Source organism: Streptomyces sp. AV19 (genome assembly GCF_015999245.1).
GTDB lineage: Bacteria > Actinomycetota > Actinomycetes > Streptomycetales > Streptomycetaceae > Streptomyces.
In genome coordinates, this window is sequence record NZ_JAEAMR010000009.1 from 271,336 (window position 1) to 286,158 (window position 14,823).

Genomic DNA, 14,823 nt, shown 5'->3' on the forward strand with positions numbered 1-14,823 from the left:
TGGAACGCGTGGCTCAGAAGTCCATCTCACCGCCGGGCATGCCGCCCGGAGCGGCCGCGGCGGCCTTCTCCGGCTTGTCGGCGATGACGGCCTCGGTGGTGAGGAACAGGGCCGCGATGGACGCGGCGTTCTGCAGCGCGGAGCGGGTGACCTTGGCCGGGTCGATGATGCCCTCGGCGATCATGTCCACGTACTCGCCGGTCGCGGCGTTGAGGCCGTGGCCGACGGCCAGGTTGCGGACCTTCTCCACGACGACGCCGCCCTCGAGACCACCGTTGACGGCGATCTGCTTCAGCGGGGCCTCCAGGGCCAGCTTCACGGCGTTGGCACCGGTGGCCTCGTCGCCCTCGAGGTCCAGCTTCTCGAAGACCTGGGCGGCCTGGAGCAGGGCCACGCCACCGCCGGCGACGATGCCCTCCTCGACGGCCGCCTTCGCGTTGCGAACGGCGTCCTCGATGCGGTGCTTGCGCTCCTTGAGCTCGACCTCGGTCGCGGCACCGGCCTTGATGACGGCCACGCCGCCGGCCAGCTTCGCGAGGCGCTCCTGGAGCTTCTCGCGGTCGTAGTCCGAGTCGCTGTTCTCGATCTCGGCGCGGATCTGGTTGACGCGGCCCTGGACCTGGTCGCTGTCGCCGGCACCGTCGACGATGGTGGTCTCGTCCTTGGTGATGACGACCTTGCGGGCGCGGCCGAGCAGGTCGAGACCGGCGTTCTCCAGCTTGAGGCCGACCTCCTCGGAGATGACCGTGCCGCCGGTGAGGATGGCGATGTCACCGAGCATGGCCTTGCGGCGGTCGCCGAAGCCCGGGGCCTTGACGGCGACGGACTTGAAGGTGCCGCGGATCTTGTTGACCACGAGGGTGGAGAGGGCCTCGCCCTCGACGTCCTCGGCGATGATCAGCAGCGGCTTGCCCGACTGCATGACCTTCTCCAGCAGCGGGAGCAGGTCCTTGACCGAGGAGACCTTCGAGTTGACGATCAGGATGTACGGGTCCTCGAGGGAGGCCTCCATACGCTCCATGTCGGTGGCGAAGTACGCCGAGATGTAGCCCTTGTCGAAGCGCATACCCTCGGTGAGCTCCAGCTCCAGACCGAAGGTCTGGGACTCCTCGACGGTGATGACGCCTTCCTTGCCGACCTTGTCCATGGCCTCGGCGATGAGCTCGCCGATCTGGGTGTCGGCGGCGGAGATGGAGGCCGTGGAGGCGATCTGCTCCTTGGTCTCGACCTCCTTGGCCTGGTCGAGCAGCGCACCGGAGACGGCCTCGACGGCCTTCTCGATGCCGCGCTTCAGCGCCATCGGGTTGGCACCCGCGGCGACGTTGCGCAGGCCCTCGCGGACCAGCGCCTGGGCGAGGACGGTCGCGGTCGTCGTGCCGTCACCGGCGACGTCGTCCGTCTTCTTCGCGACCTCCTTGACCAGCTCGGCGCCGATCTTCTCGTACGGGTCCTCCAGCTCGATCTCCTTGGCGATGGACACACCATCGTTGGTGATCGTGGGGGCGCCCCACTTCTTCTCGAGGACGACGTTGCGGCCCTTGGGGCCGAGGGTGACCTTGACGGCGTCGGCGAGCTGGTTCATCCCGCGCTCGAGACCGCGCCGTGCCTCCTCGTCGAACGCGATGATCTTGGCCATGTGAAGTGGTCCTCCCAGACGGGACGGGTGGTTGCTCCGGACCGCGCTGGCGCCCGCGACGGACGGCCTGCGTGCTCGGCGGTTCCTTGCCCCGCCGGGCCCGCGGACCTCACCGACGGTCCACAAGTCTGTCACTCTCACTCGGAGAGTGCTAAGCCAATGATTAGCACTCGGCACCCGAGAGTGCAAGGCCGTCTGCGGGGAACCATCCGTGTGGTGCGGACGTCTCCGTACCCGCCTCCGGGCGCACGAAGAGCCCGCACCTGCGGGGTGCGGGCCCTTCGCCAAGCTGAGGATCCGGTGGTCGATGCGCCGCGGTCAGGCGGTCACCCTCACCATGTCTGCCTGCGGTCCCTTCTGGCCCTGCGAGATCTCGAACTCGACCCGCTGGCCTTCCTCCAGGGTGCGGTAGCCGTCCATCTGGATCGCGCTGTAGTGGACGAAAACATCCGCACCACCGTCGACCGCGATGAAGCCGTACCCCTTCTCCGCGTTGAACCACTTGACGGTGCCCTGAGCCATGCCTAACTCCCCTATTACTGGCCCTTGCGCAGGACCGCACTTCGCGGACCCGGGTCAGACCTCACCCCTCGTGACACCCAGAGGTGTGCGCCGGAACGCGTCGACCGCGGCTGAATGTATCTGCACGGATGCCGTCTGCAACAGGTCAGACGGACGAGAAATCCCGGGGAGGCCGAGCGGTGATACCCGGCGAACTGGGGTGGTTCCAGGGCAAGTCGGGCCGGACAGACTGCACCATCGCGACAATTCGCGCACGTATTTCCTGTGCAAATTGACGGGTTCTCATATGCGTTCGGCTCTGACACCGAAGGGGGAACGCCCCAACTGTATCGCGCTTCAACAGACGGAATCACCCCGTCCGCTTCGCGGCCGGGGTGGTCCGTGTTTTGTACAGGCTTGCTGCGAAAAGGGAGTTGGCGCGCCGCCGGCCGGTGCCGGTCAGCCTCCCGCGACGGCCGGGATGATCGAGACCCCGGCGCCGTCGGGGGTGGGCGCGGCGAGGCCGCCCCCGAAGCGGACGTCGTCGTCGTTGACGTAGACGTTCACGAAGCGGCGCAGCTTGCCGGCGTCGTCGAGGACGCGGGCCCCGATGCCGGGGTGGCTCCGGTCCAGATCGGCGATCACCTCGGCGAGGGTGGCCCCCTCGGCGGGGACCTCGGTCTTACCGGCGGTGTAGGTGCGGAGGATGGTGGGGATGCGGACGGTGACGCTCATGGGGTGGGCTCGCTTTCTGGGTGATGTGTGTTGTGGTGCGGGTAGTTCATGGGTGCCCGACGGCGTGGTCCGCCCCCGCCCCGCCCTTTCACCGTTTCTTCCGGGGCGGGGGCGGGGAGGAACAAACCCCCGAGAGACAGCCGCCCCGCTACCCCAACCCCGCCTCCCGGAACGCCTCCACGCTCGGCCGGATCGTCGCCCGCGGCCCCGCCGCCACCGCGTCCAGCGTCTTGAGGCCGTCGCCCGTGTTCAGGACGACCGTCGTCAGGGACGGATCCAGCACGCCCTCCCGCAGGAGCTTGCGGGTGACGCCGACCGTCACCCCGCCGGCCGTCTCCGCGAAGATCCCCTCCGTCCGGGCGAGCAGCCGGATCGCGTCCACGACCTCCTCGTCCGTCACGTCCTCCACCGCCCCGCCCGTGCGCCGGGCGATGTCGAGCACGTACGGCCCGTCCGCCGGATTGCCGATGGCCAGCGACTTCGCGATCGTGTCCGGCTTCACCGGGCGGACGACGTCGTGGCCGTCCTTGTACGCCCGGGAGACCGGCGCGCACCCCGTCGCCTGGGCGCCGAAGATCCGGTAGGGGCGGTCCTCGACCAGCCCCAGCGCGATCAGCTCCCGCAACCCCTTGTCGATCTTCGTGAGTTGGGAGCCCGAGGCGACGGGGACCACGATCTGGTCCGGCAGCCGCCATCCCAGCTGCTCGCAGATCTCGTACGCGAGGGTCTTGGAGCCCTCCCCGTAGTAGGGGCGCAGGTTGACGTTGACGAAGCCCCAGCCCTCCCCCGCCGGATCGCCGATCAGCTCGGAGCAGAAGCGGTTCACGTCGTCGTAGGTGCCCTCGATGCCGACCAGGTCGCCGCCGTACACCGCGGCCATGACGACCTTGCCGGCCTCCAGGTCGTGCGGGATGAAGACGCAGGAGCGCAGGCCCGCGCGGGCCGCGGCGGCGCCGACCGCGCCGGCCAGGTTCCCGGTCGACGAACAGGACAGCGTCGTGAAGCCGAAGGCCCGCGCCGCCTCGACGGCGACGGCGACGACGCGGTCCTTGAAGGAGTGGGTGGGGTTCCCGGAGTCGTCCTTGACGAACAGGCCGCCGGTGACGCCCAGTTCGCGGGCGAGGTTGTCGGCCCGGACGAGCGCGGTGAAGCCGGGGTTGAGGTTCGGTTTGTCCGCGACGTCGGCGGGGACGGGCAGCAGGGGGGCGTAGCGCCAGATGTTCGCCGGCCCGGACTCGATGCGGCGCCGCAGGCCCTCCGGGTCGCCGGCCGGGAGCTCGTAGGCGACCTCCAGCGGACCGAAGCAGGAGGCACAGGCGAAGACCGGTCCGAGGTCGAAGCGCTCGCCGCACTCGCGGCAGGAGAGAGCGACGGCGGGACCGAAAGACGTGACGCGTTCGACGGCTTGCACAGCCATGGAGGCGAGGCCCTTTCTCCTCATCTTCCCCGTGGCGAACCTCGCCACGAGACGGAATTGGCACCTTCCCCGCCGGGAGCCTCGCGTTCCTGCGAACGGAGACCGGCTGGAGGGTTGCCGGGGCTTCATCGGGCCGTGTCCCTCTGCCCCTCTGGATGAGCGGTATGGCGCCGGGCGGTCTGTGGTCACCCGGGCGTTTGTGACATGCGGTGCATGCGCGCGGGACCCCGACATACGGGCGGGCTCCGCGTTGTTCAAGACTGTATCGGAAGGTGCGGACCCTTGAGAGGGGCGTCCGCACAGCGAGATGCGTCACAGGACGGGACGCGTCACAGGAAACGGGAACGAGGAGTCGTACACGTGCTGGAAGAGGTGGAGCGCTGGCTGGCCCGGCGGTCCTGGTCCGCCGCAGACCGTCCGCTCGACCGGCTGCTCGCCGCCAAGCGCGAGACGGGGAGCACCGTGAGCGTGGTACTGCCCGCTCTGAACGAGGAGGCCACGGTCGGGGAGATCGTGGCCACGATCCGGCGCGAGCTGATGACCGGGGACGTGCCCCTGGTGGACGAGCTGGTGGTGCTCGACTCCGGTTCCACGGACGGAACGGCGCGGGCGGCCCGGGCCGCCGGGGCCCGGGTGGAGCACCGGGACGCGGTGCTGCCGGAGCTGCCCGCGGTGCCCGGCAAGGGCGAGGTGCTGTGGCGGTCGCTGCTGGTGACGAGCGGCGACATCGTGTGCTTCGTGGACGCCGACCTGCGCGACTTCTCGGCGTCGTTCGTCTCGGGGATCGTCGGCCCGCTGCTCACCGACCCGGACGTGGCCTTCGTCAAGGCGATGTACGACCGTCCGCTGGGCGAACTGGAGGGCCAGGGCGGCCGGGTGACCGAGCTGGTGGCCCGCCCGCTGCTCAATCTGCACTGGCCGCTGCTGGCCGGCTTCGTCCAGCCGCTGGGCGGCGAGTACGCGGCGCGGCGCTCGCTGCTGGAGCGGCTGCCGTTCCCGGTGGGGTACGGGGTGGAGCTGGGGCTGCTGGTGGACGCGCTGCACACGGTGGGGCTCGACGCGCTCGCGCAGGTGGACGTCGGGGTGCGCAAGCACCGCCACCAGGACGGGCGGGCGCTGGGCCGGATGGCCGCCGCGATCTACCGCACCGCGCAGCTGCGGCTGGGCCGCGGGCCGCTGGTGCGGCCGGAACTCGTCCAGTTCGAGCGCACGGCGGAAGGTTTCTCCCCGCGGACGCACCCGGTGGACACGGAGGAGCGGCCGCCGATGGCCGATGTGCCCGAGTACGCGCGGCACCGCGCGGCGTAAGCGGACCGGGCGTACGTTTGAGCGGTTGGCGGCGCGGCAAGGCTGGCGTCATGGTCGCTGAGCACGTGCACGCCGCCCCTCATGCCACCCCTCGCTCGGCCCCGATCGTCGTGGCCTCCAACCGGGGCCCGGTCACCTACCGCCTCGGCGGGGACGGCGGCCTCACGGCGGGCCGCGGCGGCGGCGGGCTCGTCTCGGGGCTGAGCGCGATCGGGCCGGAGGCCGGGGCGGTGTGGGTGTGCGCGGCGCTCGGCGAGGGCGACCGGCTGGCGGCCCGCCGCGCGGGCCGCAGACTCGACCCCGCCGACACCGGCGGGCAGCAGGTGCGGATGCTGGACATCCCCGCCGAGACCTTCGCCACCGCGTACAACGACGTGGCCAACTCGGTGCTGTGGTTCGTCCACCACATGCTCTACCAGACGCCGCTGGAGCCGGAGTTCGACGCCGGCTTCCGCGAGCAGTGGGCCGCGTACGAGGCGTACAACGCGGCCTTCGCGGACGCGCTCGCCGAGGAGGCGGCCGAGGGCGCCGCCGTCCTCGTCCAGGACTACCACCTGACGCTGGTCCCCGGTCTGCTCCGGTCCCGCCGCCCCGACCTGCGCATCGGCCACTTCTCCCACACGCCCTGGGCCCCGCCGGACTACTACCGGATGCTCCCCGACGACGTGGCGGCGCAGGTGCTGCGCGGCATCCTGGGCGGCGACCGGGCGGCGTTCCTCACCCGCCGCTGGGCGGAGGCGTTCGCCGCGTGCTGCGCGGACGTCCTGGGGGCCGACGTCCTGCGCGTCGGGGACCGCCTCGCGGTGCGGTCCGAAGGGCGGACGACGGCGCTCGGCGTCCACGGGCTGGGCGCGGACGCCGACTTCCTGCGCGAGCGCGCGCACCGGCCGGACGTCGAGGAGCGGTTGGCGGCGCTGCGGCGGCAGATCGGGCCGGACCGCCGCACGATCGTCCGCGTCGACCGCACCGAGCTGTCCAAGAACATCGTGCGCGGCCTGCACGCCTTCCGGGCGCTCCTGGAGGAGCACCCGCAGTGGCGCGGCAAGGTGGTGCACATCGCCTTCGCCTACCCCTCGCGGCAGGACCTGGCCGTCTACCGCGACTACACCGCCGAGGTGGAGCGGGTGGCGGGCGAGATCAACGCGGCCTGGGGCACGGCCGGCTGGACCCCCGTCGCCCTCCACGTCAAGGACGACTTCGCCCGCTCCCTGGCCGCCTACCGCATGGCGGACGTGGCCCTGGTCAACCCGATCCGGGACGGGATGAACCTGGTGGCCAAGGAGGTCCCGGTGGTCTCCGACCACGGCTGCGCGCTGGTGCTCTCCCGGGAGGCGGGCGCGGCGGCGGAGCTGGGCGAGGACGCGATCCTGGTCAATCCGTACGACGTGGCGGCGACGGCCCGCGCCCTGCACGAGGCGCTGCTGATGGACCCGGCCCAGCGCGCGGAGCGCTCCGAGCGGCTGGCCGCGGCGGCGACGGCGCTGCCGCCGGCGCGATGGTTCGTCGAGCAACTGGCGGCGCTGATGCCAACCGCGGGGCGTGCGGCCTGAGTTGACGCGCTCCGTCGCGCATCTCCCGCCCGGCTGACGGGACATGGTCCCGGGTAGTCATCAGGCCATGTCCACATCACCGCGTCGGACAGCCCTGGCCTCGGCCGCGCTCCTCGCCGTGACGGCGTCCGGCTGTTCCTCGGACTCCGGCGACAAGAAGCCCGATCCAAGGGGACGTCATCCAAGGGGACGTCGACCTCGGCATCACCCCCGCCCTCCGCGTCCCCCACCGACGCCGACGGCGCGTCCGTGGCGGAGCCGGAGCCCGGGGCGGAGCCCCGGAAGAAATGGCGGAAGGGCGTGCCGGGGGCAGAACTCACCCCCCAGCACCACCACCCACCGCATCCGCCACCGCCCCCAACAGCCTCACCACACCCCCCGGCCCGTCCACCACCACATCCGCCCGCGCCGCCAGCTCGGCCACCTCCGGACTCCCGCTGCACACCAGCACGCCCCGCACCCCCTCCCCCCGCAGCGCCTCCACCGCCCCGAACGCCGCCAAGTCGCCCAGATCGTCGCCGGCGTACAGCACGCACTCCGCGCCCACCTCGCGCACGTACTCCGCGAGGGCGACGCCCTTGTCCATGCCCGGGGGACGGAGCTCCAGCACCAGGCGGCCCGGTTCGACGATCAGGCCGTGGCGGGCGGCGAGTTCGGCCAGCGGCTCGCGGAGGGCGTGGAAGGCGGCCTGGGGGTCGGGGGCTCGGCGGGTGTGGACGGCGACCGCCTGGCCTCCTTTGTTCTCGATGGGCGAGGATTCGGCCCAAGTGGCGGGCCAGGCACCGGATTTGGCGAGAACGCCGGGCAACTCCGCCCGGGCGGCCGCGACGCCGGGATGCGGGGCGGGCGAGCTCACCGTCCCCGAGACCGCGTCCCAGCGCTCCGCGCCGTAGTGGCCGAGAACGACCAGGTGTTCCAGACCCGCGACCCCGGCGAACCCCCCGTACCGCACGGCGACCCCGGCCGGCCGACCGGTGATCACCGCGACGGAGGCCAGGCGCGGGGCGAGCCGCGAGAGCACCGGCACGGCGCCGGGGTGGGCACGGGCCCGCTCGGGATCGGGCACGATCTCGGCGAGCGTGCCGTCGAAGTCCAGGGCGACGACCGCCCGCTGGGGCCGGGCGAGAAGCGCGGCGAGGCCCTCGCGCCCGGCGGGGGTGACGGGTTCCGGAAGGGGATGGCTGCCCATGCCCCCGACCCTACCCACGGAGTCCGGAACAGAACGGACACGGAGTCCGGAACAGAACGGAACGGCTCAGCGCCGCGCCCGCCGCGCCTCCCGCAGCCGTCGCAGCCGGTTGACGGTCACGGGGTCGTGCGCGAGGGCCCGCGGGTCGTCCAGGAGCGCGTTGAGCAGCTGGTAGTAGCGGGTCGGGGTGATACCGAGCCGCTCGCGGACGGCCCGCTCCTTGGCGCCGGGGCCCGGCCAGGGCTCCCGTTCCAGGGCGAGGACGGCGAGGTCGCGTTCGGACAGCCCGGACGGCTCGGACGGCTCGGACATCATGGCCGCCAAGGCTAGCGGGACGCGCCGTCCGTGGAGTCCGCCTCCCGCTGGATCTCGTCGAGGATGCCCTGCACGTCGGCACCCTTCTGGACGGTGCTGCCGATCTTCTCCTTGATCGTCTTGCTGACCTTCGCCCAGGAGGTCTTGTCGGCGGGGTAGAACTCGGCGTTCTTGAGCTGCTGCAGGAACGGGATCAGCTTCTTGCGCCGCGGCGTCGCGTCGTCGTCCTTCATCATCTTCTCGGACGCGGAGGTGGTCACCGGCAGCAGGTCGTACTTGCCGGTGAAGTCCAGCACGGTCTGCGTGCTGTAGAGGAAGTCGAGGAACTGGCCGACCTCCTTCTTGTGGCCGGTCTGCTTGAACGCCATGACCCAGTCGGCGACGCCCATGGTCGAGGCGGCCTTGCCGGTGCGGCCCGGCAGCGGCGCCATCCCGTACTTCAGGTCCTTGGCCTCGGCCTGCTGCATCAGGGACGGGTGGCCGTGGAGCATGCCGACCTCGCCGCGGACGAAGGCGTCGAAGAGCTCCTGGCGGTTGGTGCGGGCGGGGTTTCCGGGGCCGGTGAGGTCCTTGCCGACGAGCTCGTCGCGCAGCCACTCGAAGGCCTCGACGTTCTTCGAGTGACCGATGGTGTAGTTGCCGTTCCTGTCGGTGTAGCCACCGCCGCCGCCCAGCATCCACAGCATCGTCTCGGCCGGCGCCTCCTCGGGGCCCAGCGGCAGGCCGAAGGGGATCTTCACCTTGGCGGCCTTCAGCCTGACGGCCGCGGCCTGGAGCTCGGCCCACGTCTCGGGGGCCTTGGCGATCCCGGCCTTCTCGAAGAGCGCCTTGTTGTAGAAGAGCAGTCGCGTGGAGGAGACGAACGGCAGGCCGTACTGCATCCGGTGCACCTCGCCCGCATTGCCGATCGAGGTGATGAAGTCGGCCTGGGTGGGGACGGAGAGCAGCTGGTCGGCGCTGAGCAGCTTGCCGGCCGCGGCGAAGTCGGCGTACGCGCCGATCTGCGCGATGTCCGGCGCGTTGCCGGCCGCGACCATGTCGGCGACCTTCTTGTCGACGTCGGTCCAGCTGTAGACCTGGACCTCGACCTTGACGCCGCTGTGGTCGCCCATGAAGGTACGGGCCACCGACTCCCAGTACTTCTGGGAGCTGTTCTCCGGCTTGCCGTCGCCGTACTCGGCCGCGACCACCGTCAGCGTCTTGCCGCCGGGACCGCCCCCGCTGCACGCCGTGAGCGTGGGCGCCATCGCCGCCGTGGCGGCACCCGCCGCCGAGAGACCCAAGAAACGCCGCCGCTGCACTTGCTTTCCGCCCTTGTGGTTGTGATCGTCCGACCTCGCCGAGACCGCGTGTCGCTCCGAGTCTCTTCCGCGCCACCTTAAGGGCTCTTCGAACGGGCACTCGCCCCGGCCTCACCCTTCCGTTTTCCGCCGCCGGGCTGCTATCCACGGATGACCCGCCGGATTCATGGAGGAGCCCAGGTCATGGCTGTTTCCCGTACCGCGTCCGAACTCGTCTCCCAGCCCGACTGCTGGCGCCGGGCCGCCTCCGCGCCCATCGCCGAGGGGCTTCCGCTTCCCGGCGAACGGGTCGCCGTCACCGGCTGCGGCACGTCCTGGTTCATGGCCCAGGGGTACGCCGCGCTGCGGGAGGCGGCGGGGGACGGCGAGACGGACGCGTTCCCGGCGTCCGAGTTCCCGGCGGGGCGGCGCGCCGCGTACGACCGGGTCGTGGCGATCACCCGCTCCGGGACGACGACGGAGGTCCTGGACCTCCTCGCCGCCCTGCGCGGCGGCCCCGCCCTGCTGGCGGTGACCGCCGATCCGGACACTCCGGTGATGCGGGCGGCGGACGCGGTGGCGGTGCTGGACTGGGCGGACGAGGAGTCCGTCGTCCAGACCCGGTTCGCGACGACGGCCCTGGCGCTGCTGCGGGCCGCCCTGCCCGGCGGCGCGGACGCGGTGGCCGCGGCCGCGGACGCGGCGGAGGCCGCCCTCGCGGAGCCGCTCCCGGCGGAGGTGGTGGAGGCGGAGCAGTGGACGTTCCTTGGCCGCGGCTGGGCGTACGGGCTCGCGCAGGAGGCGGCGCTGAAGATGAGGGAGGCGGCGGGGGCGTGGACGGAGGCGTACCCGTCCATGGAGTACCGCCACGGGCCGGTGGCGATCGCCGGGCCGGGCCGGGTGACGTGGTCCTTCGGCCCGCTGCCGGAGGGCCTGGAGAAAGCGGTGGCCCTGGCGGGCGGCTCGGTGGCGGGCGGGGGCGACCCGCTGGCGGAGCTGGTGCGCGCGCAGCGGGCGGCGGTCGCGGTGGCGGAGCGGCGGGGGTACGACCCGGACCGGCCGCGGGGGCTCACGCGGAGCGTGATCCTCACGCGGTGAGGGGCGGGCGGCGGGCGCCGCGGCCTCAGCCTTTGCCCGGCGGGCACCCGCGCCGTCCGGCCGAGCGCCGATCGACGACTGACGACTTACGGCGCGTTGCGGCGCGTCGGCCCAGCCCCACCCACGCACCACCGGCACCCAACCCGCAGCGTTCGCCCACCAGCGGGGGCCGGACGCCGTCGGCGACCCACGGCACGTCGCGGAGCACGCGCCTGCGGCGCGTCGGCGGCGCTCGCTCGCAGCCGGTGCGGCGCCGCCCCACCCGCCGCCGCGCACGCCGCCGCGCACGCCGACGGCGCCCGGGCCCCAACGGTGAGCGAACCCTCACTGCGAGGGCGCCGGATGGCGCGCGGGTGGGGTGGGCCGGGCACCGGGTGGCACGCGGGTGGGGCTGGGCCGACGCGCCGCAGGCGCGTGCCCCCCGGACCACCCGCAGTCGCCGACGGGCACTCGGCCGCCGGAGCCGCCGGGCCACGCCGCAGGCGCCGGCCCACGGCCGCCACGGCGCGCCGCCCGTCCAACGCGCCGCCCCCTCCGCGGGAACAGCGCCCCGCGAACCCACCACTCCCCCGAGTGGACTAGACCTTTCACGCCCCCACGCGCGACACTACCTCCCGTGAAACATGTCATCGCCCTCGACGTGGGCGGCACCGGCATCAAGGCCGCCCTCATCGGCGACGCGGACACCCGGCTCCTGCACGAGACCCGCCGGCCCACCGGCCGCGCCCGCGGCCCGGAGGCCGTCGTCGAGGGCATCCTCGACCTCGCCGCGGAGCTGTACGCCCTCGGCGAGAAGGAGCTGGGCGAACCGCCGGCCGCCGCCGGCGCCGCCGTCCCCGGCATCGTCGACACCCGCACCGGCACCGCCGTCTACGCCGCCAACCTCGGCTGGCGCGACCTCCCGCTCCGCGACCTGCTGAGCCGTCGGCTGGGCGGCATCCCCGTCGCCCTCGGCCACGACGCCCGCACCGCCGGCCTCGCCGAGGGCCGCGTCGGCGCCGGCCGGGGCGCCGACCGCTTCCTGTTCGTGCCGCTCGGCACCGGCATCGCGGGCGCGATCGGCATCGACGGCCGCGTCGAGGAGGGCGCCAACGGCTCCGCCGGCGAGATCGGCCACATCGCCGTACGCCGCGGCCCCGACGCCCCGGTCTGCGGCTGCGGCGCCCGCGGCTGCCTGGAGACGCTCGCCTCCGCGGCCGCGATCGGCCGCGCCTGGGCCGAGGCGTCCGGAAACGCGACGGCCGACGCCGCCGACTGCGCCCGCGCCGTCGAGGCCGGCGACCCGGCCGCCGCCCGCGTCTGGCAGGACGCGATCGACGCCCTCGCCGACGGCCTCGTCACCGGACTGACGCTGCTCGACCCCCGTACGCTGATCATCGGCGGCGGCCTCGCCGAAGCCGGCGAGACCCTGTTCCGGCCGCTGCGCGCGGCGGTCGCGGAGCGCGTCACCTTCCAGAAAATCCCCCTCATCGTCCCGGCGGCCCTCGGCGACACCGCCGGCTGCCTGGGCGCGGGCCTGCTCGCCCGGGATCTGCTCAGCGCCCCAGACACCCCAAACACCACGGAGGTAACCGGCTGATGGTCGAACGAACGGTTCTCGACGGCGCCCGTGTCGTCCTGCCGACCGGGGTGGCGGAGAACGGCCGGCTCACGGTCGAGGGCACCCGCATCGTCGCGGACGCCCCCGAGGAGCCGCCGACCTGGGACCTCACCGGCCACTGGATCGTCCCCGGCTTCGTGGACATGCACGTCCACGGCGGCGGCGGCGCCTCCTTCTCCTCCGGCGACCCGGAAGAGGCCCTCACCGCCGTCCGCGCGCACCGCGCCCACGGCACGACCACCATGGTCGCCTCGACCGTCACCGGCGACCTGGACGACCTCGCCCGGCAGGCCGCCGTCCTCGCCGAGCTGACCCAGCAGGGCGAGCTGGCGGGCATCCACTTCGAGGGCCCGTTCATCTCCCCGCACCGCTGCGGCGCGCACCAGCCGGACCTGCTGCGCGACCCCGACCCGTCGGACGTCCGCAAGCTCCTCGACGCCGCGCACGGCACCGCCCGCATGATGACGCTGGCGCCGGAGCTCCCCGGCGGCCTGGACTCGGTCCGGCTCCTCGCCGACCACGGCGTCATCGCGGCCGTCGGCCACACGGACTCGACGTACGAGGCGACCCTCGACGCCATCGACGCGGGCGCCACCGTCGCCACCCACCTCTTCAACGCGATGCCGTCCCTCCTGCACCGCGCCCCCGGCCCGATCGCCGCGCTGCTGGAGGACGAGCGCGTCACCGTCGAGCTGATCAACGACGGGACGCACCTCCACCCGTCCGTCCTGGAGCTGGCGTTCGCCCGCGCGGGCGCGGACCGGGTCGCGTTCATCACCGACGCGATGGGCGCGGCCGGCATGAGCGACGGCATGTACGCGCTGGGCCCGATGAAGGTCGAGGTCAAGGACGCGGTCGCGCGGATCGCCGACGGCCCGACGGCGGGCTCGATCGCCGGCTCGACCCTGACCCTGGACACGGCCTTCCGCCGCGCGGTGACCGTCGACCGGCTCCCGGTCGAGGACGCCGTGCGCGCCCTGTCGGCCACCCCGGCCCGCCTGCTGGGCGTGTCGGACCGGGTCGGCTCGCTGGAGGAGGGCAAGGACGCGGACCTCGTCGTACTCGACGCGGCGTTCGAACTCGTCGGCGTGATGCGCAAGGGCGAATGGCTGATTCGCCCCGAAGTGCGGTAGTTCTCCCCGAGGTTGATGAACAGCGGCAGGTCCCGGGTCTGGGCCTGCCGCTGCTGTTTTGGCATGATCGCTCCCGCAGTCGCGTCCACGCGCCACCGCCCTGCCCGCCCGGTCCGAGAGAGGTCGCCGATGATCCTCACGGTCACGCTCAACGCCGCGCTCGACCTCACCTACCGGGTGCCGAGACTGCGTCCGCACACCGCGCACCGGGTCACCGACGCGGTCGAACGGCCGGGCGGCAAGGGCCTCAACGTGGCGCGCGTCCTGGCCCGGCTGGGCCACGCCGCCACTGTCACGGGCTTCGCCGGCGGCCCGACCGGGGAGACCCTGCGCCGCCTCCTCTCGGACACCTCCCCCGCCCTGACGGACGCCCTGGTGCCCGTCACCGGCTCCACCCGCCGCACGGTCGCCGTCGTCGACGCGGCCACCGGCGACACGACGCAACTCAACGAGCCGGGCCCGCAGATCACCCCCGCCGAGTGGTCCGCCTTCACCACCCGCTACGACCGGCTCCTCGACGGCGCGGGGGCCGTCGCCCTGTGCGGCAGCCTCCCGCCGGGCGTACCGGTCGGCGCGTACGCCCACCTGATCCGCCAGGCCCGGGCCCGCCGCATCCCCGTCCTCCTCGACACGGACGGCGAACCGCTGCGCCGCGGCATCGCGGCCCGCCCCGACGTCGTCAAGCCCAACGCCGTCGAACTCGCCGCCCTCACCGGCTCGACGGAGCCCCTGCGCGCGGCCCTCGACGCCCGGCGCCGCGGCGCCCACGCGGTCGCCGCGACCCTGGGCCCCGACGGCATGCTCGTCGTCACCCCCGACGGCACCTGGCGCGCCACCCCGCCGGCCCGCGTCAAGGGCAACCCCACGGGCGCGGGCGACTCGGCCGTCGCCGGCCTCCTCTCGGCCTGGCTGGAGGGCCTCCCGTGGCCGGACCGGCTGACCCGCGCGGTGGCCCTGTCGGCCGCGACGGTCCGGGCGGCGACGGCCGGGGAGTACGACGAGGGGGCGTACGAGGCGGCACTGCCGCTGGTGAAAGCAGTCCCCCTGGGAGGGAGTTGACC

13 protein-coding genes and 1 riboswitch are annotated in these 14,823 nt (G+C 73.3%); of the genes, 6 read left to right on the forward strand and 7 right to left on the reverse strand.

All coding sequences use genetic code 11. The features are described 5' to 3' along the window. Positions 1-13: 13 nt before the first annotated feature. From groL to thrC, 4 genes are all read right to left on the reverse strand, one after another. Entirely contained in the window at positions 14-1,636 is a 1,623-nt protein-coding gene (groL, locus tag I5Q34_RS17695) for a chaperonin GroEL (RefSeq protein WP_199893256.1), read from the reverse strand. A 318-nt stretch (positions 1,637-1,954) separates the two neighbouring features. Continuing rightward, positions 1,955-2,158 (reverse strand): cold-shock protein, encoded by a 204-nt coding sequence (locus tag I5Q34_RS17700; RefSeq protein WP_004986573.1) that lies wholly within the window; start codon positions 2,156-2,158, stop codon positions 1,955-1,957. 438 nt (positions 2,159-2,596) lie between these two features. Continuing rightward, positions 2,597-2,872 (reverse strand): MoaD/ThiS family protein, encoded by a 276-nt coding sequence (locus I5Q34_RS17705; protein WP_199893257.1) that lies wholly within the window; start codon positions 2,870-2,872, stop codon positions 2,597-2,599. 148 nt (positions 2,873-3,020) lie between these two features. Beyond that, complete coding sequence (gene thrC, locus I5Q34_RS17710) at positions 3,021-4,289, reverse strand: threonine synthase (RefSeq protein WP_234429062.1); 1,269 nt, start codon at positions 4,287-4,289, stop codon at positions 3,021-3,023. Positions 4,290-4,306: 17 nt separating this feature from the next. Further along, a riboswitch (SAM riboswitch) is annotated at positions 4,307-4,451 on the reverse strand. A gap of 198 nt (positions 4,452-4,649) precedes the next feature. On the opposite strand from thrC, the gene I5Q34_RS17715 reads away from it, so the two are divergent. Beyond that, positions 4,650-5,597: a glucosyl-3-phosphoglycerate synthase gene (locus I5Q34_RS17715; RefSeq protein WP_199893259.1), complete on the forward strand. Its 948-nt coding sequence runs from the start codon at positions 4,650-4,652 to the stop codon at positions 5,595-5,597. A 50-nt stretch (positions 5,598-5,647) separates the two neighbouring features. Then, the gene (locus tag I5Q34_RS17720; protein ID WP_199893260.1) at positions 5,648-7,147 is read left to right on the forward strand and encodes a trehalose-6-phosphate synthase; all 1,500 of its coding nucleotides are present in this window, start codon (positions 5,648-5,650) and stop codon (positions 7,145-7,147) included. A 316-nt stretch (positions 7,148-7,463) separates the two neighbouring features. Here I5Q34_RS17720 and otsB read toward each other — a convergent pair whose 3' ends face one another. From otsB to I5Q34_RS17735, 3 genes are all read right to left on the reverse strand, one after another. Continuing rightward, positions 7,464-8,336 (reverse strand): trehalose-phosphatase, encoded by an 873-nt coding sequence (gene otsB / locus I5Q34_RS17725; RefSeq protein ID WP_199893261.1) that lies wholly within the window; start codon positions 8,334-8,336, stop codon positions 7,464-7,466. 66 nt (positions 8,337-8,402) lie between these two features. Then, positions 8,403-8,651, reverse strand: coding sequence for a DUF3263 domain-containing protein (locus tag I5Q34_RS17730; protein ID WP_374193032.1), 249 nt, complete (start codon positions 8,649-8,651; stop codon positions 8,403-8,405). Between the two features lie 11 nt (positions 8,652-8,662). Then, the gene (locus tag I5Q34_RS17735; RefSeq protein WP_234429063.1) at positions 8,663-9,898 is read right to left on the reverse strand and encodes an ABC transporter substrate-binding protein; all 1,236 of its coding nucleotides are present in this window, start codon (positions 9,896-9,898) and stop codon (positions 8,663-8,665) included. Positions 9,899-10,135: 237 nt separating this feature from the next. Between I5Q34_RS17735 and I5Q34_RS17740 the strand changes: the two genes are divergently transcribed. The 4 genes from I5Q34_RS17740 (at position 10,136) to I5Q34_RS17755 (ending at position 14,821) form a co-directional block, all read left to right on the forward strand. After that, positions 10,136-11,029 (forward strand): SIS domain-containing protein, encoded by an 894-nt coding sequence (locus tag I5Q34_RS17740; protein ID WP_199893263.1) that lies wholly within the window; start codon positions 10,136-10,138, stop codon positions 11,027-11,029. A 616-nt stretch (positions 11,030-11,645) separates the two neighbouring features. Continuing rightward, positions 11,646-12,608 (forward strand): ROK family protein, encoded by a 963-nt coding sequence (locus I5Q34_RS17745; RefSeq protein WP_199893264.1) that lies wholly within the window; start codon positions 11,646-11,648, stop codon positions 12,606-12,608. Then, entirely contained in the window at positions 12,608-13,762 is a 1,155-nt protein-coding gene (gene nagA, locus I5Q34_RS17750; protein ID WP_199893265.1) for an N-acetylglucosamine-6-phosphate deacetylase, read from the forward strand. The genes I5Q34_RS17745 and nagA overlap by 1 nt, the downstream gene beginning before the upstream one ends. Before the next feature lie 129 nt (positions 13,763-13,891). After that, on the forward strand, positions 13,892-14,821 hold the full coding sequence (locus I5Q34_RS17755) for a 1-phosphofructokinase family hexose kinase (RefSeq protein WP_199893266.1): 930 nt from the start codon (positions 13,892-13,894) through the stop codon (positions 14,819-14,821). Positions 14,822-14,823: the final 2 nt, after the last annotated feature.

Coding starts and splice junctions, on each gene's coding strand:
- groL (WP_199893256.1), bottom strand. CDS start 1,636: ATGGCCAAGATCATCGCGTTCGACGAGGAGGCACGGCGCGGTCTCGAG.
- I5Q34_RS17700 (WP_004986573.1), bottom strand. CDS start 2,158: ATGGCTCAGGGCACCGTCAAGTGGTTCAACGCGGAGAAGGGGTACGGC.
- I5Q34_RS17705 (WP_199893257.1), bottom strand. CDS start 2,872: ATGAGCGTCACCGTCCGCATCCCCACCATCCTCCGCACCTACACCGCC.
- thrC (WP_234429062.1), bottom strand. CDS start 4,289: ATGGCTGTGCAAGCCGTCGAACGCGTCACGTCTTTCGGTCCCGCCGTC.
- I5Q34_RS17720 (WP_199893260.1), top strand. CDS start 5,648: ATGGTCGCTGAGCACGTGCACGCCGCCCCTCATGCCACCCCTCGCTCG.
- otsB (WP_199893261.1), bottom strand. CDS start 8,336: ATGGGCAGCCATCCCCTTCCGGAACCCGTCACCCCCGCCGGGCGCGAG.
- I5Q34_RS17730 (WP_374193032.1), bottom strand. CDS start 8,651: ATGATGTCCGAGCCGTCCGAGCCGTCCGGGCTGTCCGAACGCGACCTC.
- I5Q34_RS17735 (WP_234429063.1), bottom strand. CDS start 9,898: ATGGCGCCCACGCTCACGGCGTGCAGCGGGGGCGGTCCCGGCGGCAAG.
- I5Q34_RS17740 (WP_199893263.1), top strand. CDS start 10,136: ATGGCTGTTTCCCGTACCGCGTCCGAACTCGTCTCCCAGCCCGACTGC.
- nagA (WP_199893265.1), top strand. CDS start 12,608: ATGGTCGAACGAACGGTTCTCGACGGCGCCCGTGTCGTCCTGCCGACC.
- I5Q34_RS17755 (WP_199893266.1), top strand. CDS start 13,892: ATGATCCTCACGGTCACGCTCAACGCCGCGCTCGACCTCACCTACCGG.